Source organism: methane-oxidizing endosymbiont of Gigantopelta aegis (genome assembly GCF_016097405.1).
GTDB lineage: Bacteria > Pseudomonadota > Gammaproteobacteria > Methylococcales > Methylomonadaceae > Methylomarinum.
Genome location: NZ_JAEHGD010000001.1, coordinates 900,307 through 920,175 on the forward strand (window position 1 = coordinate 900,307; position 19,869 = coordinate 920,175).

A 19,869-nucleotide genomic window follows, 5' to 3' on the forward strand; every position below is an offset into this window, starting at 1 on the left:
TCATGCCACCACCCATCATGCCGCCATGCATGGAAGCACCGGAAAATGGAATACTGCGTAAAGTCAATTCAGTACCCACAGGCTTATCACTGAAATCAACCCATAATTCGCGCCTTTCTGCAGGTGCCAACATGATATAAGGTAGGGTCTTCGGAGCTGATATCAGTCCACCATCGGTTCCAATAAGTGTCACTGGAGAACCATCATCCCAGGCCAGTTTGTAAATTCTGGAATTAGACCCATTTAATAAACGTAAGCGGTAAGAACGGTTTTCAACCGGCAGAACAAAATCAGGCTCACCGTTAATCATGATTCTATTGCCTAAAAACCCGTGCATACGCTGCATCATGTGATTCGAATAATGTAGCTGGTTATTACTGTCAAAACTACGATCTTGAATAACAAGCGGCACATCATAAGCGCCTTTAGGCAAACTGAGCGCCTGTTCCTCCGGGTCATTGACAATAATCAACCCCGCGAGCCCAGAATAAACCTGTTTAGCCGTCACGCTATGGGTATGCGAATGATACCAGTAGGTACCCGCTCGATTAAGAATTTCGAACTCATAAATGAAGGAATCGCCATGATGGATGGCATACATCGGATTACCGTCCATTTTGGAAGGAACATGCAGACCATGCCAGTGCAAAATCGTTTCGGCGGGTAAATTGTTTCTTAGATATATCCTGACTTTCTGTCCAGTCTGCAAATGCAGTGTGGGCGCAAGATAAGAACCGGGCAGATTCTCCAATGATTGCTGCGAACCTTTTAATACCTGCCCAAACACTTTCCAGACTCGGGTTTCAGGCCCCTTGAAAATGGGGATGCTCACCGGTTCTAGCTTGAATTCGATTTCTACATCAGGATGAAAATCAGGTGATGGCCTGTTACTGACGACCGGGTTCATCGCTTGCGTTAACCCCGGAAAAGCCGCTGCAGCGGTAGTGATACCTGCATACTGTAAAAAATGGCGGCGCTGAATATTGATCATGCGGCTCATAGGACTCTCCTTCTTAGACTATATAAGCTTATAATTATATGCCTAAATAGAAATATCTCTAGCACTTTATGCTTTACCGCGTCTAAAACAAAACCTGACTCCGTGCTTTCAAACCGGTCTTAGTACCTTCTCCGGCCGACAGAACAATACGATTTGTTCGAAGAATGTTTCCCAATAATCGCCGCCGCTTTGGCCTTTGATCTGGCGATCGGCCAGCGCACAGTTCAGCAAAATGGTTTCCATGTGCGCTTGGGACAAGCGCTGAATGGCAGATTGATAGAGACTTTGCTTTGATTCCCAGATTTGCAGTTGGCGGAACAAATGGCTACGGTTAGCGCTTTGCTGCCATCCCTGTTTGAGCTGCAACAGGATTCGCGCTTCCCGACTGATCGCCCATAATACGACCGGCGCGGCGACGGCTTCAGCCTTTAATCCTGCCAGAATCCGGGTTGCTTTGTTAAGCTGTCCGGCCACCAACGCCTCAGCCAGTTTAAAAACATCAAAGCGGGCATGGTCCACAACCTGTTGTTCCAGTTGTTGTCGGGTCACGCCTTCCGAGCCATGCAGGATATACAGCTTTTCAATTTCCTGCGCGGCCGCCAGCATATTACCTTCAATCCGAATAGCCAGCCATTGCAGCGCCTCGTCATTGAGTTTCAGCCCACGTTTGATGCTGCGTGTTTTCAACCATTGCACTAATTCCCGCCCCTGTAATGGCCAGACCTGAATCACCGCGCCGACCTTATCCAACGCTTGAAACCAACGCGATTTCTGTGCCGCTGAAGCGATTTTTCCCGCCGTAATCAGTAACACTGTCTCTTGAGGAAGGGCTTGGCAATAGGCTTCCAGCGCCTTGCCGCCGGTCACACCGGGTTTTCCGGATGGCAGACGCAAATCAATCAGCTTTTTATCGGCAAAAATGGATAACGAGGCGGCCTGTTCGTGCAACAAAGCCCAATTGAATTGCTCGTTTTCGACCGTCAGTACTTCACGCTGAGAAAACCCGGCCTGTTTGGCCGCCGCGCGAACGATGTCGGCGGCTTCGCCACTTTGTAACGGTTCATCACCGCAAATAAAATAGACCGGTAATAATTGGCGATTGATAGCTGCCTGGAGTTGATCGGGCTTGAGTCGCATGCGGTCTATTTTAAAATGGCTTGCGCCTGCGACAGAATCCGCTCGGCCGCCTGCCGGTAGAGCTCCTGCCGAATCACATTTTCTTCATTGCTTTTGGCCAGAATTTCCACTTGATCATTAAAATAAGTTCGATGCAATTCGGCCACCAACGGTTTATCGACTAGCGGCTTGCCTTTTGCATTCAACAGCTGATAGCGCAGCCGATAGGTCAATTCAAATTCATTGGCCCGCCCTGTCGAATCCAGTGATAATACACGCCGCTGCATATCTTCTTGTTGCAATTGAATGACTAGGCTGGCAGCAGAGGGCCGCGCGACCAACTTGGCCCCGCTACCCCGCAACAGTTGTTTCATGGCATTCTGAAGATTAGTAGATGCCGACTGCATCGCGACTCGTTCCAATTGCTCAGGCAGGTCGATACTACCACGTAAGTGATAGCCACAAGCCGTCAACCCGAATAGCATAACAAAAATAAACGCAGAAAATGTGTGGAGCTTTTGCATGGTTTTAAACCACAATGTTGACGAGTTTTTTCGGCACCACGATCACCTTTCTGATGGTTTTTCCGTCGATATACGACTGAATTTTGGCATCAGCCAAGGCCATTTCCTCAATCGCTTCACGACTAGCGGAAACCGGCGCCTGCAACTTGCTGCGTAACTTACCATTGACCTGAATCACCATCTCAAGGCTGTCTTGCTGTAACGCCGATTCATCGACCTTAGGCCAAGGTGCGACCACAATATCATCCGAGTGACCGAGCTGTTCCCACAATACCTGACAGACATGTGGCACAACAGGCGACAGCATCAGCACGATATTTTCCAGCGCTTCCTGTCGAATAGCTCGACCGTTATCGGAATCATCCTCGAATTTTGCCAACGCATTAAGCAGTTCCATATTAGCCGCAATGGCCGTATTAAAAATAAACCGCCGTCCCATATCATCGGTCACTTTCTGCACCGTCTGGTGCAGGCGCCGACGCATTGCTTTTTGACCATCGCTCAATTGGCCTTTATCCATATGCTCAGTCGGCAGACCTTGCGAGACATGTAGATAAACCTGACGCCACAATCGTTTCATAAAACGGAATGCACCTTCAACACCGGAATCCGACCATTCCAGCGATTGCTCTGGCGGTGCGGCGAACATGATAAATAATCTGACGGTATCGGCACCATAGCGGTCAATCAATTCCTGTGGATCAACGGTATTACCTTTGGATTTTGACATTTTGGCGCCATCTTTCAACACCATGCCTTGCGTCAACAAGTTTTTAAAGGGCTCATCAACCTTAACTAACCCTTCATCCCGCAATAGTTTGGTATAAAAACGCGCATACAATAAATGTAAAATCGCATGCTCGATACCGCCAATATAATGATCAACCGGCAGCCAGTAATTGACGGCTTCAGACAGCATGGCCTCATCGCTTGCGCCCGCATAGCGGGCAAAATACCAGGATGATTCCATGAAGGTGTCAAAGGTATCGGTATCACGTCGCGCAGGCTTGCCGCATTCAGGACAATCGACATGGGGAAACGTTGGATGTGCCGCTAAGGGTGATTGCGAACCATCGAGCACCACATCACGCGGTAATTCTACGGGCAAGTCCTGATCCGGCACCGCCACCGTGCCGCAATCATCACAATAAATCACCGGCACCGGCGCGCCCCAGTAACGCTGCCGGGATACCCCCCAGTCACGGAGGCGATAATTGGTTTTACGCTGCCCTTTGCCGGCTTTTTCCAGATAATCAGCAATCGCATCGACGGCTTGTTCAGATGTCAACCCGTCAAACGGGCCGGAGTTTTTCAAGATGCCTTTTGCAGTAAACGCCTGCTCTGCAATCGAGTCATCACCACCCTCGGCCGAAAAAATCACCTGTTTCAGAGGAATATTGTATTTTTTGGCAAATTCATAATCACGCTGATCATGCGCTGGCACCGACATCACCGCACCCGTGCCGTATGTCATCAGGACAAAATTGGCGATCCACACAGTAACCGGCTCACCCGTAATTGGATGAATCGCTTTAAAACCGGAATCAATACCTTTCTTTTCCATGGTTTCCAGCGCTGCTTCGGAGGTTTCCATGACCTTACACTCATCTAGAAAGGCCTGAATAGCCGGATTGTTTTCAGCTGCCGCCAAAGCCAATGGGTGTTCTGCCGCCACCGCTACATAGGTAACGCCCATTACAGTATCGGGGCGCGTGGTATAAATTCGGATAGGCTCATCTGTGCCTTCAACACTAAAGTCCATTTCCACACCTTGCGACTTGCCAATCCAGTTCGCCTGCATGGTTTTAACCTGCTCCGGCCAGCCGTCAAGCTTATCAAGATCGGCCAGCAACTCATCGGCATAGGCGGTGATTTTAAGAAACCATTGCGAAATTTCTTTTTTTACAACCTGGGTATCACAGCGCCAGCAACAGCCATCAATGACCTGTTCATTGGCCAGTACCGTCTGATCGTGAGGACACCAGTTAACCGGCGAGGTTTTCTTATAAACCAAGCCTTTTTCCAATAATCTGAGAAAAAACCATTGCTCCCAACGATAATAGGATGGATCACAAGTCGCCAACTCCCGTTCCCAATCGTAGCCAAAGCCTAAGCGTTGTAACTGCGCACGCATATAGTTGATGTTACGATACGTCCAGTCGGCCGGATGTACCTTGTTTTTCATGGCTGCATTTTCCGCCGGCAAACCAAACGCATCCCACCCCATCGGCTGCATCACGTTTTTGCCCAGCATGCGCTGAAAACGACTGATCACATCGCCAATGGTGTAATTTCTGACATGCCCCATGTGCAAATTGCCACTAGGATAAGGAAACATGGACAGACAATAATATTTTTCCTTGTCTGAATCCTCAGTTGCCTTAAAAATGCCGGATTGCGCCCAATGTTGCTGAATTTTTTCTTCAATCGCTAAAGGTTTGTAATTTTCTTCCATCCTGCTCGTCATTTGCCGCTCAAAAGCGTTAGAATAACCTAGACAAGCCTAAATCCAAAGCGTCATTTTAAGGAGCCTGACATGACCGAAAACAAATTGATTGAAATTTATAACGCCATCGTCAAACACTTGCACGAGGCATTAGACAATACCGCACACTCATTGGCCGAAGCTCTCGAAATCGCCAAACAAAAGACCGCCGAATCAACAGGCGCCAGCCAGAAAGACCTGGACAAAACCGGCGATGCCGTCATGCGTGACATTGAACATGCGGCCCAGCACGAACAGCCGGTTCAAGATGAAGAATCACTGACTGAATGGCTGAAATTTGATATTGAATTACTGGAAAACTTCGCTTTTGACGCCTTTATGGAATTGGCTGATAAAACTCGCGTACAACTGGCCAAACTAGACTACGAAGCCAAACAATACCACCCCTATCAAAGTGGCGATGTCACAGGTCCTGGCTCATTTACCTGCAATCAATGTGGCAAGGTGATCGCCTTCAAACGCCCTAGCATCATCCCTGACTGCCCGAACTGCGGCGGCAAAACCTTCAGTCGTATTTGATATTAAAGGTCTAAAGTCTGATAATGCCTATTTTCAACCAATTGCTTTTAGAGGAATAACATGCGCAGGGTCATCTTCAATCAAAAAGGCGGCGTCGGAAAATCCACCATCACCTGTAATCTGGCCGCTATCGCCGCTGTTGAAGGCAAAAAAACACTGGTGATTGATCTGGATGTTCAATGTAACTCAACCCAATATCTGTTAGGCAGTCGTGTGGAAGATGCCGACAGAACCGTTGCCCACTTTTTCAAAGACTGCTTGGGTATCGCCCTGTTTGGCGGCGGTAAGGCCGGACTTGAAGACCTGATTCATGAATCGCCATTTCCTAATTTATATGTCCTGCCTGCACACCCCGACCTGGAAGCCTTGCAAAGCAGGCTGGATTCACGCTATAAAATTTTCAAACTGAAAGAAACACTAGAACAACTCGAAGGTTTTGACCAAGTCTATATCGACACACCTCCGATCCTGAATTTTTACAGCCAATCTGCCCTAATCGCCGCCGAAAAATGCCTGATTCCGTTTGACTGTGACACCTTTGCCCGTGACGCACTCTACACCATGCTGAATGCAGTCGCCGAAGTCAAAGCCGACCACAACCCCGATTTACAAGTAGAAGGCATTGTCGTCAATCAATTCCAGAAACAAGCTAATCTACCACGACAATTAGTGGAAGAACTCATTGAGGCCGGTCACCCCGTATTGGACAGCAAGATTTCGCCCTCGGTTAAAATCCGCGAATCCCATAGTCAGTCATCCCCACTCGTTCATTTTGCGCCTAACCACAAACTGACCGACGAATTTAAAGCCTTATACGCCGAAATTCACCGTTAAAACATACCTTCCGCCAAAAAACACCAGCGTTGATAGCCTTTCCGGGTTATCAACGCTTGGCTTATGCTTTTTTACAAAGCCAGTAAAAGTAAGCCAGCAACATCCATCACTTAAAACTCATACTGTTATATGCTACATTCGAAAACTTGTATTACCGTTTAAAAAAGGGCCTGTATGGATAATGAATATAGCGAGATCAAACAGGATGTTAGTCTACTGATACGTCAAATAAAAAAATATGAAGCGCAACTGAATGAATTAAAGCAACGCAGCGATATTCAAGAAGCCCTGAATGAAATGCTCAATATTTCCCTACTGCCGCTTCCACTCAATGAACAAATGCAACGAATTTTATTGCTGGTGCTGAATATTCCTTGGCTCACACTGGAAAAGAAGGGTTGTGTGTTTCTTGTCGATGAAATGGAACGCGGCCTCATCATGGTAGCCGACCATAATCTAAATACCTCTTTATTAACACTCTGCCGTCATATCCAGTTTGGCCAGTGCCTGTGCGGTAAAGCCGCCGAAACACAACAACTGATATTTCGAGATTGTATTGATCAGGATCACAATATACGGCCGGAAGGCATGGCACCACACGGCCATTACAATATGCCGATTATCTTGGGTGACAAAGTATTGGGGGTACTCAATCTTTATGTCAAACATGGTCACCATTCTTCAAAGCTGGAACGGAACTTCCTTGAAGCAACGGCTGCGGCCATGGCCAATATTATTGAGCGCAAAAAGTTTGAAGAACAGTTGCATGCGTTATCCCATAAAGATGAATTAACCGGCATTGCCAACCGCCGACAATTTATGCAGCAATTGGCCGAAGAAACAAAGCAGACGAATAATATTTTTGCCTTGTTATTTATTGATCTTGATTATTTCAAACAGATTAATGACAACTATGGCCATGACTATGGCGACCTGATTCTTATTCATGTCGCACGCCGAGCCCAAAAACCCCCTATGTCAACATACCTGTCGCCTAGGAAATTTTAAATCAGGAGACAAAAATGAGCGTATTTAGCCAAGAATTTAAAGTACAATCAGTAGAAAAAGCATTATCCAGAAGACCAGAACAATCGCTAAAGCAAATTGCAGTTACTTTAGGTGTGGGTTACTCCACACTTCAAAAATGGATTCGGTTAGCTAAGAAAAATCAACTCGAAAAAACAGAGTCAAACATGTCAAAAGAAAAAAGCCCTCAAGATTGGAATACAGTAGAACGTTTTGAAGCCATTGTTCATTGTCATCATCTCACCGATGATCAGGCTAGCGCCTATTGTCGTGAACAAGGCATCTACTTACATCATCTAAATACCTGGAAAGCGGAATTTTTGTCAGAATCTAAATCAACAGAATCCGTATATAAACAGGCGCAAACAAAACTCAAACAAGAAAACAAGCGTTTGCATAAGGAGCTAAACCGCAAAGAGAAAGCGTTATCAGAAACAGCGGCTTTACTGGTGTTATCAAAAAGTGCCAAGCGATCTGGGGGAAAAGGCGGCCGATTAATCGCCTACTCAGATCGCCAACACTACAGCGCACTCATTGATGAAGCCGTTGACAATGGAGCGCGGCAGAAATTAGCCTGTGAACTGGTGGGTATATCAGCTCGAACCTATCAGCGTTGGAACCGGGGAGAAGGACTCTCAGAAGACCTACGACTGCACAATACAGCGCCTGTGCACAATCAATTATCCGAGGCCATCAAGCAAGAAATCATCACCGTGATTAATAAACCGGAATACAGCGCTTTAACGCCGCATCAAATCGTTCCGAGGTTATTGGATTTGGGCTGCTATCTCGCATCAGAATCAACCTTTTATCGTGTCATGAAAGCCCACAACCAGCTTAAGCACAGAGCTAAAGGAGCCGCAGGTCAGCATAATAAACCGCAGTCACTCAAAGCCACACAGGCCAATCAAATCTACTCGTGGGATATTACGTATTTATTAAGCCCCGTCAAAGGGCAGTATTTTTACCTCTACATGGTGATGGACATCTATAGTCGGAAAATCGTAGGCTGGCAAGTTCATGATGCCGAATCAAGCGCACACGCTGCTGATTTGATCGAAGATATCGCTCGCCGGGAAAACATCGACAAAAAGCAATTGGTGATACATTCTGACAACGGCAGTCCGATGAAAGGCGCAACATTAAGGGCCAAATTGGTCGATTTAGACATTGCCACGTCGTTCAGCAGACCTCGTGTCAGTAATGATAATCCTTATTCAGAATCGTTATTTAAAACAGTCAAATATCATCATACCTTTCCAGAAAACCCTTTTAAAACATTAAGCGAAGCCAGGAACTGGGTTGACTTTCGTTTGTTGGTTCAACAATGAACATCAACACAGTGCGCTCAAGTTTGTAACACCCAACCAACGCCATAACGGCTTAGACAGCGCCGTACTCGAAAAAGAAAACGAGTCATCGAGCAAGCAAAAAGAGACAATCCAGAGCGATGGAATGGACGACAAACACGAAATTTAACGCCCATTGGCCATGTTTATCTTAATCCGGATAAGGAAAATTTCAACACAACAGAATGTCAAGCAGCTTAATAAAATTCATTTCGTAAATTATTGCAAAAAATGCGACAGGTTGGTTGACATTTAGCGAAAATGTTTACAAAAAGCCGACCTGCTTGCCCGGCTAGGAGGCGATGAATTTGTAGTCCTGTTAAAAACCTTTTCTTCCCCTGAACAGGTTTTTGCATTTGCTAAAGCGATGATTCAGACCTTGTCAAAGCCCTACCACATCAAAGGAACCGTATTATCGATTGGCGCCAGTATCGGTATCAGCTTGTATCCACAACATGGTTCAGAAATAGAAGAGTTGCTTAAGAAAGCTGATAATGCGCTCTATACGGCTAAAGAAAAACGCGGTGAAGTTGTTATTTATACCTAAATCTGACTCCGGGTTTATGACCTATCTTAATCTCTGCATACCGATAACAAAGCCTAATATTAAGGTTAGCGCTATCATAATCTTCTCATTACCAATATTGGCAAAAGGCGTCATCCCAGTGCGCGGTGTAAAGCGTTGGGTCAATACCGCTTCTTTAAAGACTGGCAATTGCGCAACAATTTTTCCGTTAGGTGCTACAACACCGGTGATACCGGTATTGGTCACGCGCAATAAATAACGTCCTGTTTCCAGCGCTCTAGCGCGAGCGATTTGCATATGTTGCTGAGCTTCTATGGAATGACCGAACCAGGCATCGTTGGTGACATTGACCAGAAAGGTCGCAGCCGGCAAGGTGGGTAAAAATACAGAGGCGAATGCGTCTTCGTAACAAATCGAACTGGCGAAAGGATAACCTTTAACCTGAATGAGTGGCTGCAATCGCCCCCCCGGTGAAAATTTACCTAAATGCAGCCCTAATGCATCTAAAACCCAACCTGAAAGCGGTTGTAAGGGTAAATATTCACCAAACGGCAGTAAATGATTTTTATTATACGCCCCGCTATTCTCACCTAGAGCAATAAGCTTATTGTAATTTTGTCCTGTTTTCAGATTGCGGTCGGGCAAACCAGCGACAAGGGTAACCTGATTCTGTTTAGCCCATTCTGCCAAAGGCCGTAAATAAAAATCTTCGACTTGGGATTGATAAGCCGGAATCGCAGTTTCCGGCCAAATAATTAAATCTGATTCAGCATGTTGTTGTGTCAGCTCTCGATAGCGGCGCAATGTCTTGACTCGAACATCGGATTGCCACTTTTTATCCTGCGGAATATTGCCTTGAATCAAACTGACAGTCAGAGACCTTGCTGCCTCATGCGTCCAGTCAAATTGACGTAATACAAGAGCATTTATCCAGATAAACAATAAAAAACCCAACAACAGGCTCTGTTTACGCATATCCCGCATGATTTCAACCACCAATCCGGCTGACAACAGCAATAAACCACCAGCGCCATAACTGCCAAAAACCGGCACAAAACCTGCCAAAGGCCCATCTAATTGGCTATAGCCCACTTGTAGCCAGGGAAAGCCATTCAATAACCATTCGCCACGGAAATATTCAATCATAATCCAGACGATGGCAAAAATGAGGCTAACCAAAACCGGTACCGCTATTTTTTGCGTCAAATGATTAAACAGCCAAGCCGTCAACGCCGGAAACAAGGCCCAGAAACAGACGAATGCCCCGGTTAAAAGCAGTGCCCCAAAAACACTGCTACCACCATAATCATGAATACTGACATAAACCCAGGAAACACCACTGCCAAACAAACCCAGACCGAACAGATAACCGCGCAGAAAAGCCCGGCCAGGTGTAACATCTTTCCAACTAAAATAAGCAAAGGCTATGACAAGCAGCGCTAAGTAACCCAGTTCAAACGGCGCAAACGCCAGCGTTAACAGACAGCCTGCAATCAATGAAAAAATATGCCACGGCCATTCCGATGTTAATGTTATGCGCATCAGTTCTTCGTTATGAAAAAGCGGAAGCGTCCCCACAGTAAGATAACTGGAGGGACGATAAGAGATTAGCCCTGCCTTACTATCGCCGTGTCAGACAATGACGTATGGATAGCAAAGCCGGATTAAAGATTATGGTAGCCGGTTTCTTCGTGCTGGGTAATATCCAGACCCTCGGTTTCTTCTTCTGCTGTGACCCGCAGACCGATCAAGCTATCTAATACTTTTAATATCACATAACTAAAAACAGCACTCCAGATTATGGTCACCACAACGGCTAGCGCCTGCACTCCGACCTGTTCGGAAATACTGACGTCGCCAAGCCCCAAGCCGCCAAAGCTTTCTGCCGCAAACACACCCGTTAGAATTGAGCCAAAAATACCGCCAATGCCATGTACCGGAAACACATCCAATGAGTCATCAATTTTCAAGCGGCGTTTGACATACTGAGTAGCGTAAAAACAAACAAAACCAGCCGTCATTCCAATAACCAGTCCACCGACCGGTCCAACAAATCCTGAAGCAGGCGTTATCGTCCCCAGACCTGCAACCATACCCGTTACAATTCCTAATACACTCGGTTTTCCAAAACGCAGCCATTCGATCGTCATCCAGGTCAATGAGCCGGCCGCCGCCGCAATATGCGTCACCAGTATTGCCATACCGGCTGAGCCATCGGCCGTCAAAGCGCTGCCGCCATTAAAGCCAAACCAGCCAACCCACAACATACCCGCCCCGGTAACCACCATAGTCATATTATGCGGCGGCATGGCTGTGGTCGGAAATCCACGTCGATTACCCAACACTAATGCAGCAACCAAGGCTGCGACACCGGCATTAACATGAATGACGATACCACCTGCAAAATCCTTCACGCCCATATCGGCCAACCAACCACCACCCCAAATCCAATGGCAAACCGGCACATAAACCAGCAATAACCAAAGACCACTAAACCACAGCATGGCAGAGAACCGCATACGCTCAGCAAAACCACCGACAATCAATGCCGGGGTAATAATGGCGAAGGTCATCTGAAACATAAAAAATACGGTTTCAGGAATATCGCCCGCTAAGGTTTCGGTACCCAAATCCAACATCAACACTTTTGCAGCACCACCCAAAAACTTTTGCCAATCGCCACCATCGGCAAAAATAAAACTGTATGCTCCCAACAGCCAGAGCAAAGATACCATGCAAGTAATCGCAAAACATTGCATCAACACCGATAAGACATTTTTACTTCTGACCAGACCACCATAGAAAAGCGACAGGCCAGGTATAGTCATAAACAAGACCAGTGCTGTCGAGGTCAGGATCCAACTGGTATTCGCCTGATTGAGGTCGTCGCCAAATACGATACCCGGCATCATCGCCAGTGAAACAAGTATTAAGCCTGTTTTTAATTGTTTAAATAGCGTCTTCACCAGATTCCCCTGTCCGAATTCGAATAATTTGTTCCAGATTGGTCACAAAAATCTTGCCATCACCGATTTTTCCGGTGTTAGCCGCATCAATAATCGCTTCTATCGCTTGCTGTAACATAGCATCGGAAACTGCGATTTCCAGCTTCACTTTAGGCAAAAAATCCACGACATATTCAGCACCGCGATAAAGTTCGGTGTGGCCTTTCTGGCGTCCAAAACCCTTGACTTCTGTTGCTGTCAGACCGGAAATACCCAAATCAGACAATGCTTCCCTAACATCATCTAGCTTGAATGGTTTTATGATTGCGGTTATTAATTTCATTTTTCCCTCGCATTTGGATCTGTATTAGAAAATACGCTTCTGTGCAATTATACCTTAAACCCGCGTTGCTTCACGATAACGGAAAACCCAAATCATAGCCGGTCAAAATTTCGTGCATTACGAATCGTTTCATAGGCTTTACGGATTTTCTGGGTTTTCTCTTTTGCTAATGTCATCATTTCTTCCGGCAATCCTTTAGCAACTAATTTGTCCGGATGATGTTGACTCATCAGCTTACGATAAGCCCGTTTAACTTCCGCATCACTCGCATCCCTTTTCAACCCCAATACGGCATAGGCATCCGCCAACGCTGTCTGTGCACCGCGACCAAAAGGTTGTTGTTGGTGGTGCTGCTGTTGATAAAACCGCTGTTGTGCCTGAAACTGCATTTTCAAGGCTTCATATTCAAAGCGGGAAATTTTTAAATAATCACAAATTTTATGTAGCACGGCATCTTCGGCCTGATTGATCTGACCATCGGCAAACGCCGCCTGGATCTGGATTTCGATAAACATGTTCAATAAATTTCCCCGCCTACGACATTCCCGAGAAAACTGCTCCAACACATCATAAATCGGAAAATCAGCCTGCTTTCCCTGTCGAAACAAGTCAATCGCCATTTTCCGCATTTTTGTATCTAGCTGCATTTGCGCCATAACGGCTTCAGCCAGTTTGATTTCAGAGGGTGTCACGCGTCCATCGGCTTTGGCAATATGCCCCATTACTGAAAATGTGGCGGTAAAAAATGCCATTTGTACGCGTTGCTGACCTGAAAAACCAAATACATTACCCAAGTCAGGACTGTCCAAGCCCGCATCGAAATGATGTCCTACAGCAGCACCCAGAACTGCACCTAAAGGACCGCCTAACATAAACCCGAAAGTGCCACCGAGAGCTTTTCCCAGCCACCCCATTATGCAGCCTCCTTGATATTATTGTGTTGATTCATGTATTGTCTCGCTTACCGCCTTAAGAAGTCCATCCTGCCCATAAAACTTTGCTGTTAGCCCAATCTTGCCATTGCCGCGCCATACATGCAACCAATTGATTAGTATGATAAAAAACACACCATTCTTTAGGTTTGTCGTACCATAAAACTATTTATGTAATATTCATCAAGAGCTTATTATTTGTTGAGGGCAAAGCTGGGTTAAAATATCGAATCATTTTAGCAAATAGTAACAGACTCATGAGCGCACCCGATTCACTTTATCAATCCGACCTTCCTACATTAAAACTTCTGGCTCGAGGCAAAGTACGTGATATTTATGCTATTGATGCTAAACACCTGCTGATTGTCACCACCGACCGTATGTCGGCATTCGATGTCATTTTACCGGATCCAATTCCTGGCAAAGGTCGCGTCCTGACCGAGGTTTCTAATTTCTGGTTCAACAAGACTCGACACATTATTCCCAACCATCTGGCCGATGATTTAAACCTTGAACAGGTCATTCCCGACCCCGACCAACGTCAGCAAATTGAAGGCCGTGCCATTATTGTGAAAAAACTCAAACCCCTGCCGGTAGAAGCCATCGTCCGCGGCTATTTGATTGGTTCAGGCTGGAAAGATTATCAAAAAACCGGCTCGGTGTGTGGTATCCCATTACCGGAAGGCTTGCAATTAGCTCAACAACTGCCTGAAGCGATTTACACCCCATCAACCAAAGCTGAAATCGGCGACCATGATGTCAATATTCCATTTGCCGACACAATTCCATTATTAGGCCAGGAAATGGCCGAAAAAATCCGCGATATCAGCATTCAGATTTATACGCTCGCCGCCGATTACGCCCGTCAACGTGGCATTATTATCGCCGATACCAAATTTGAATTTGGCGTAGACGAAAACGGCGAACTGTATCTTATCGATGAAGCTTTGACCCCCGATTCATCACGCTTCTGGCCCGCCGATCAATACCGTGTCGGCATCAGCCCGCCAAGCTTTGACAAGCAATATCTGCGTGATTACCTGGAATCTCTGGATTGGGACAAAACCCCACCTGGGCCTCACTTGCCCGAAGCCGTTCAACGCCAATGTGCTGAAAAGTATCAGGAAGCCAAACAGATTTTGCTAGCCCAGCCTTGACATAAATAAATCACAGCTCAAGATTACCGGATGCCAGTTTAGCCCGGCTTTGCTGTCAATAAATATAAGCGACTGATAAAAAGGACATAGATAGTTTTGGAGCACACAGCATAAGGCCTTAGCAAAGCTGGGCTAGGCGAGTAACGCATTACAACAGGCCCTGTTCGGCAAAGGAATAGGGTCTGCCATCACCGATAATAAAATGATCCAACACCCGAATATCAAACAAGGCCAACGCCTGTTTCAGTTTTTCGGTAATCTGTCTGTCGGCCATACTCGGCTCGGTCATACCAGAAGGATGGTTATGTGCAAAAATAACGGCCGCCGCATTATGTGCCAACGCCTGTTTGACCACTTCGCGCGGATAAACCGCCGCGCCATCGATCGTACCTCTGAATAATTCTTCAAAGCGCAAAACCCGGTGACGATTATCCAAAAATAAGCAACAAAACACCTCATAACTGTAACCGCGCAATTGGCTGGCCAAAAACTGCCGTGTTTCTTGCGGACTGGTCAACACATCGCCTTGCATCAAGGTCTCTTCAAAATGCCGCTTGGCCATTTGCAAAACAGCTTGTAATTGGGCATATTTGGCTGCACCTAAGCCATTGGCCTGACAGAAGCGTTGCCGATCTGCACTTAACAACGCTTTTAAGGAGCCGAAATCATCCAGCAAATCCCGCGCCAAATCGACGGCAGATTTGCCTTTCACTCCAGTGCGTAAAAAAATAGCCAATAATTCCGCATCGCTCAATGCCTCTGCACCTTTCTGTAATAATTTTTCCCGCGGCCGCTCATCGACCGGCCAATCCCTGATCGCCATAATATTCCTGCTGCCTGTATTCTGATAAACTAAGCTTGAAATATAGTCGGAAACTGCCTATCTGTGAAACCTAATAACACCTCACTTCAAAAAATTCTGCTTGGCGTATCAGGCGGCATCGCCTGCTATAAAAGCTGTGCTTTAGTCCGTTTGCTAAAACAGCAACATATCGATGTCCGCGTGGTACTGACTGAAGCGGCCAGCCATTTTGTTACGCCACTGACATTTCAAGCGCTGACTGGACACCCTGTCCACCAACATCTTCTCGATGCGGATGAAGAAAACGCTATGGGGCATATTCGTTTAGCAAAATGGGCCGACCACCTACTGATTGCACCGGCAACAAGCAATATTATCGCTAAATTCAGCCATGGTATCGCCGATGACTTACTCACCACCCTGTATCTGGCGGCCGATTGCCCGGTAACCATAGCCCCGGCGATGAATCAAGCCATGTGGAAAAAGCCGGTCTGCCAAGACAATATCCGTCGCCTGCGCCAACATGGCGTCAATATCATCGGACCGGACAATGGCCAACAGGCTTGTGGCGACATAGGGCCTGGCCGAATGTCTGAACCCGAACAGATTTGCCAGTACCTTCTAGCACAAGAAAATCTGTATCTTAAAGACAAAAAAATTCTCATCAGCGCAGGGCCAACTCGCGAAGCCATAGACCCTGTTCGCTATATCAGCAATCGCAGTTCTGGAAAAATGGGCTATGCTTTAGCACAGGCCGCCGAAAAAGCAGGTGCCGAAGTCACGCTGGTGAGCGGACCAACCCACTTAGCACCACCTGAAAGGATACAGATGATTGCGGTAGAATCAGCGGAACAAATGGCCCAGGCAATCATACCGATTGCCAGCCAATTTGATGTGTATATTGGTGCGGCCGCCGTCGCCGATTATCGGCCCATTCGCGTCGAAGATAGAAAAATTAAAAAACAGGGTACAAACACCCATATTGAACTGAAACAAAATCCGGATATTATCGCCGCCGTTGCCAAACTGACGCCACGGCCGTTTGTCGTCGGGTTTGCAGCAGAAACGCATGACCTGGAAAACTATGCCAAAAATAAATTAAGCGATAAAAACCTGGATTTGATCGCCGCCAATATAGTCGGCCAATCGCGCGGTGGTTTCGATAGCGATGAAAATGCATTGCGTGTTTTCTGGCCAGGCGGCCAACATACTTTTCCCATGACGGATAAACGCCACTTGGCAGATCAACTACTGCAACTGATAGCAACTAAACTCGATGAATAAAATACAATTAAAACTCTTAGATGCACGACTGGGCAAGGAAATCCCCTTACCGGCTTATGCCACCCCTGGCTCTGCCGGTCTGGATTTAAGAGCTTGCCTGGAGCAGGATACAATCATCAACCCTGGCGAAACCATTCTGGTTCCCACAGGACTTGCCATTCATATCGCAGACCCCAAGCTTGCCGCCGTATTGCTGCCACGTTCAGGACTTGGCCACAAACAAGGCATCGTCCTTGGTAACCTGGTCGGTCTGATTGATTCCGATTATCAGGGGCAGGTCTATATTTCCTGTTGGAACCGTAGTCAACAACCTTTCACTATTCACATTGGTGAACGCCTGGCGCAAATGGTGTTTATTCCCGTTGTTCAGGTGGAATTTGAAACGGTATCGGAGTTTGATCAGAGTCACCGGGGTGAAGGTGGTTTTGGTCATACCGGACGCAACTAAAAATGGCGATTAACGACGAAAGGGAGTAAAAAATGGCGCGTATTTTTATTATTTTATCCAGCCTGGCATTGATGGCCGTACTTCTAGCCGGCGGCATCACCTACTGGTTTTCAGTAGCGGAAGTTAAAAAAGCACAGTCTGAACAAGTCAAAAACATGGCGCAAGGATTGGCCATTGCAGTGTCTGAACGCCTTAATATGCTGCAAAAAATGGTCGATAATGCCGCCACTCTCCCTGATGTGACCGAGTCCCTGGCCAATCGTAATAAAGACCTCATCCAATATAATGAACGCATGTTGGAAACCTTGATTCCATATAGCCTGAAAGTGCGTTTGCTCACACCCGATGTCAATAATACAGATGACTCCGCCATACCCCATATGAGCTTTGCCGATCTTGAAATGGTTCAGGCATCCTTAGCCCAAAAACAAAAGCCCTTGATTCAAGGCCAGGGCGAACATCGACACCTCGCCATCACCAGCGCAGTTCAGCACAATAATCAAACCGTCGGCGTGTTATTAGCCAGCATTGAACCTAACATCCTAAATGACATTGTCAGACAAATTTCATTACCTTATGGACATCTTGAAATCAAACAGGAAAGACTGACTCTAGCCAGTGCTGGTCAGGCTATCTCTGATAACCAAATCGCCAACGACAGTTTACCCATAGCTGGGAGCGATTGGAAAATAGCGATCTGGACGCCAAGTGATACAAGTGTCGGTTATTCGACTCTTGTCTTTGCTGCAATCCTTATTTCAGGACTTATCGCCTGCCTTGCCTTCTTCATTGGTTATAGAAAACTGGTCGAATATCTGCGCCGTGATCAAAGCACCATCATCAAAGCAGCAAAAGACATGATGGCCGGAAAAATCAGTGGCAACTATCCTGTTATTCTCGATGAAATGAGTCCTATCATCACGACCCTGGCACAATATAAACGTGCACTGGGTCATGACGAATCAGACCTTAGCCAATTAGCTTCAAGCGATAGTGATCTTGATGATAGCTTTTTTGATGAAGGTCTCGATACAGGCTTCCTTAATCTTGATCAAGGTATTGAAATTGAAGAAATTTCGTCACCTTCTGGAAATTCTTCATCGCCTGTATCAGCAACATTTGAATCATCATCGCCTGTAAAATTAAGCACACAACCATCCACCCCCCCTTTTAATCAACACAATGTATTTACACATATTTTCAGAGCTTACGATATCCGCGGGATTGTCGATGAAGAATTGACGACCGACCTGGCCTATAAAATAGGCCAGGCTATCGGTAGCGAAGCCAAACAACAACGAATAAAGACTCTGGTGATTGGACGTGACGGTCGCCTGTCCAGCCGAAAACTGGCCGCCTCCCTGGTAGAAGGAATTTTATCGACGGGGCGTAATATCCTCGATATCGGCCTGGTGCCAACCCCGGTTTTATACTTTGTCGCCCATCACAGTGAAGGCCGCTCAGGTGTCATGATCACCGGCAGCCATAATCCACCTGAATACAATGGCGTCAAAATAGTTTTAAATGGCGAAACACTGGCAACCGACAAAATTCAGCGGTTAAAACACCGCATCGAAGATAATGACCTTGAAACCGGCGAACGCGGTTCGGTAGAAGAAAACACCCGCTTCAATAACGAGTATATCGGTATTATCAGCGATGATATTCATATTGCTCGGCCAATGAAAGTTGTTCTCGATTGTGGCAATGGCGCGGCCAGTGACTTAGCCCCGATTTTGCTGCGTACCATTGGCTGTGATGTCATTGAGCTTTATTGCGAAGTCGATGGTCATTTTCCGAACCACCATCCCGACCCAAGCAAACCCGAAAACTTACGAGATCTGATTGCAACCGTGAAACATCATGAAGCCGATATCGGCATTGCGCTGGATGGCGATGGCGATCGCCTGGGCGTCGTCGATTCGGCCGGTAATATTATTTGGCCGGATCGACAAATGATGCTGTTTGCCAAAGACATTTTGAGCAACAAACCGGGTGCTGAAATTATTTTTGATGTCAAATGTAGCCGTCACCTCAGCGACATCATCAGTAAATTAGGCGGCCGCCCACTGATGTGGAAAACAGGCCATTCACTGTTAAAAGCCAAGCTCAAACAAACAGGTGCCGCACTGGCCGGCGAAATGAGTGGTCATATTTTCTTCAATGAGCGCTGGTTTGGCTTTGATGATGGTCTTTATGCGGCCGCCCGGCTCATTGAAATATTATCGACAGATACGCGCCCGAGTCAGGCGGTTTTTGCAGACTTTCCGGATAGTTTCAATACACCTGAAATTACAATTGATGTCGCAGAAGGTGAAAACTTCCGACTGATCGAGCAATTATTTGCCGAGGCTAATTTTCCAGGAGGAAATATTCTGAGTATTGATGGATTACGTGTCGATTTTGATGATGGCTGGGGGCTGGTACGCGCCTCAAACACCACACCGGCATTAGTGTTGCGATTTGAAGCCGACAGTGAAGACGCCTTAAAGCGCATTCAAGCACAATTTAAAGCCTTGTTGCTGAAAATAAAACCCGACCTCAATATTCCGTTTTAA

General features: G+C 46.5%; 18 protein-coding genes and 1 pseudogene. 10 read left to right on the forward strand and 9 right to left on the reverse strand.

The window, feature by feature from the left end; genetic code table 11:
- From JEU20_RS04480 to leuS, 4 genes are all read right to left on the reverse strand, one after another.
- The coding region (locus JEU20_RS04480) for a multicopper oxidase domain-containing protein (RefSeq protein WP_198243835.1) at nucleotides 1-1,000 on the reverse strand (1,000 nt) is incomplete at its 3' end.
- A gap of 108 nt (nucleotides 1,001-1,108) precedes the next feature.
- Nucleotides 1,109-2,137, reverse strand: a complete 1,029-nt coding sequence (gene holA / locus JEU20_RS04485) for a DNA polymerase III subunit delta (protein WP_198243836.1) — start codon at nucleotides 2,135-2,137, stop codon at nucleotides 1,109-1,111.
- 5 nt (nucleotides 2,138-2,142) lie between these two features.
- Entirely contained in the window at nucleotides 2,143-2,640 is a 498-nt protein-coding gene (locus JEU20_RS04490) for an LPS-assembly lipoprotein LptE (RefSeq protein WP_198243837.1), read from the reverse strand.
- A 4-nt stretch (nucleotides 2,641-2,644) separates the two neighbouring features.
- Nucleotides 2,645-5,095: a leucine--tRNA ligase gene (gene leuS, locus JEU20_RS04495; protein ID WP_198245876.1), complete on the reverse strand. Its 2,451-nt coding sequence runs from the start codon at nucleotides 5,093-5,095 to the stop codon at nucleotides 2,645-2,647.
- Between the two features lie 81 nt (nucleotides 5,096-5,176).
- On the opposite strand from leuS, the gene JEU20_RS04500 reads away from it, so the two are divergent.
- The 6 genes and pseudogenes from JEU20_RS04500 to JEU20_RS04520 all read left to right on the forward strand — a co-directional run.
- Complete coding sequence (locus tag JEU20_RS04500; RefSeq protein WP_198243838.1) at nucleotides 5,177-5,665, forward strand: zinc ribbon-containing protein; 489 nt, start codon at nucleotides 5,177-5,179, stop codon at nucleotides 5,663-5,665.
- Between the two features lie 60 nt (nucleotides 5,666-5,725).
- Nucleotides 5,726-6,499 carry a ParA family protein gene (locus tag JEU20_RS04505; RefSeq protein WP_198243839.1) on the forward strand — a complete coding sequence of 258 codons (774 nt, stop codon included), beginning with the start codon at nucleotides 5,726-5,728 and terminating at the stop codon, nucleotides 6,497-6,499.
- Nucleotides 6,500-6,673: 174 nt separating this feature from the next.
- Nucleotides 6,674-7,507, forward strand: a complete 834-nt coding sequence (locus JEU20_RS04510; protein ID WP_198243840.1) for a sensor domain-containing diguanylate cyclase — start codon at nucleotides 6,674-6,676, stop codon at nucleotides 7,505-7,507.
- Nucleotides 7,508-7,521: 14 nt separating this feature from the next.
- Nucleotides 7,522-8,856 carry an IS3 family transposase gene (locus JEU20_RS04515; RefSeq protein WP_425356676.1) on the forward strand — a complete coding sequence of 445 codons (1,335 nt, stop codon included), beginning with the start codon at nucleotides 7,522-7,524 and terminating at the stop codon, nucleotides 8,854-8,856.
- A complete protein-coding gene (locus tag JEU20_RS15810; RefSeq protein WP_425356677.1) occupies nucleotides 8,828-9,004 on the forward strand; it encodes a hypothetical protein in 177 nt (58 codons plus the stop codon). Before JEU20_RS04515 ends, JEU20_RS15810 begins: the two co-directional genes overlap by 29 nt.
- 141 nt (nucleotides 9,005-9,145) lie before the next feature.
- Nucleotides 9,146-9,421 (forward strand): annotated as a pseudogene (locus tag JEU20_RS04520) (diguanylate cyclase domain-containing protein); the annotation flags it as partial.
- Nucleotides 9,422-9,442: 21 nt separating this feature from the next.
- Here JEU20_RS04520 and lnt read toward each other — a convergent pair.
- The 4 genes from lnt to djlA all read right to left on the reverse strand — a co-directional run bounded on the left by lnt (nucleotide 9,443) and on the right by djlA (nucleotide 13,602).
- A complete protein-coding gene (gene lnt / locus JEU20_RS04525) occupies nucleotides 9,443-10,942 on the reverse strand; it encodes an apolipoprotein N-acyltransferase (RefSeq protein WP_198243841.1) in 1,500 nt (499 codons plus the stop codon).
- A 122-nt stretch (nucleotides 10,943-11,064) separates the two neighbouring features.
- Nucleotides 11,065-12,312 carry an ammonium transporter gene (locus JEU20_RS04530; RefSeq protein WP_198245880.1) on the reverse strand — a complete coding sequence of 416 codons (1,248 nt, stop codon included), beginning with the start codon at nucleotides 12,310-12,312 and terminating at the stop codon, nucleotides 11,065-11,067.
- A gap of 37 nt (nucleotides 12,313-12,349) precedes the next feature.
- A complete protein-coding gene (locus JEU20_RS04535; protein ID WP_198243842.1) occupies nucleotides 12,350-12,688 on the reverse strand; it encodes a P-II family nitrogen regulator in 339 nt (112 codons plus the stop codon).
- Nucleotides 12,689-12,780: 92 nt separating this feature from the next.
- Nucleotides 12,781-13,602 carry a co-chaperone DjlA gene (gene djlA / locus JEU20_RS04540; RefSeq protein WP_198243843.1) on the reverse strand — a complete coding sequence of 274 codons (822 nt, stop codon included), beginning with the start codon at nucleotides 13,600-13,602 and terminating at the stop codon, nucleotides 12,781-12,783.
- A 275-nt stretch (nucleotides 13,603-13,877) separates the two neighbouring features.
- On the opposite strand from djlA, the gene JEU20_RS04545 reads away from it, so the two are divergent.
- Nucleotides 13,878-14,777, forward strand: a complete 900-nt coding sequence (locus JEU20_RS04545) for a phosphoribosylaminoimidazolesuccinocarboxamide synthase (protein WP_198243844.1) — start codon at nucleotides 13,878-13,880, stop codon at nucleotides 14,775-14,777.
- A gap of 148 nt (nucleotides 14,778-14,925) precedes the next feature.
- Here the strand turns inward: JEU20_RS04545 and radC are convergent, their stop codons facing one another.
- A complete protein-coding gene (gene radC, locus JEU20_RS04550) occupies nucleotides 14,926-15,600 on the reverse strand; it encodes a RadC family protein (protein WP_198243845.1) in 675 nt (224 codons plus the stop codon).
- 63 nt (nucleotides 15,601-15,663) lie between these two features.
- Between radC and coaBC the strand changes: the two genes are divergently transcribed.
- The 3 genes from coaBC to JEU20_RS15465 are packed head-to-tail and all read left to right on the forward strand — an operon-like array spanning nucleotide 15,664 to nucleotide 19,869.
- The gene (gene coaBC / locus JEU20_RS04555; protein WP_198243846.1) at nucleotides 15,664-16,863 is read left to right on the forward strand and encodes a bifunctional phosphopantothenoylcysteine decarboxylase/phosphopantothenate--cysteine ligase CoaBC; all 1,200 of its coding nucleotides are present in this window, start codon (nucleotides 15,664-15,666) and stop codon (nucleotides 16,861-16,863) included.
- Entirely contained in the window at nucleotides 16,856-17,311 is a 456-nt protein-coding gene (gene dut, locus JEU20_RS04560; protein ID WP_198243847.1) for a dUTP diphosphatase, read from the forward strand. The genes coaBC and dut overlap by 8 nt, the downstream gene beginning before the upstream one ends.
- Before the next feature lie 32 nt (nucleotides 17,312-17,343).
- The gene (locus JEU20_RS15465; RefSeq protein WP_198243848.1) at nucleotides 17,344-19,869 is read left to right on the forward strand and encodes a phosphomannomutase/phosphoglucomutase; all 2,526 of its coding nucleotides are present in this window, start codon (nucleotides 17,344-17,346) and stop codon (nucleotides 19,867-19,869) included.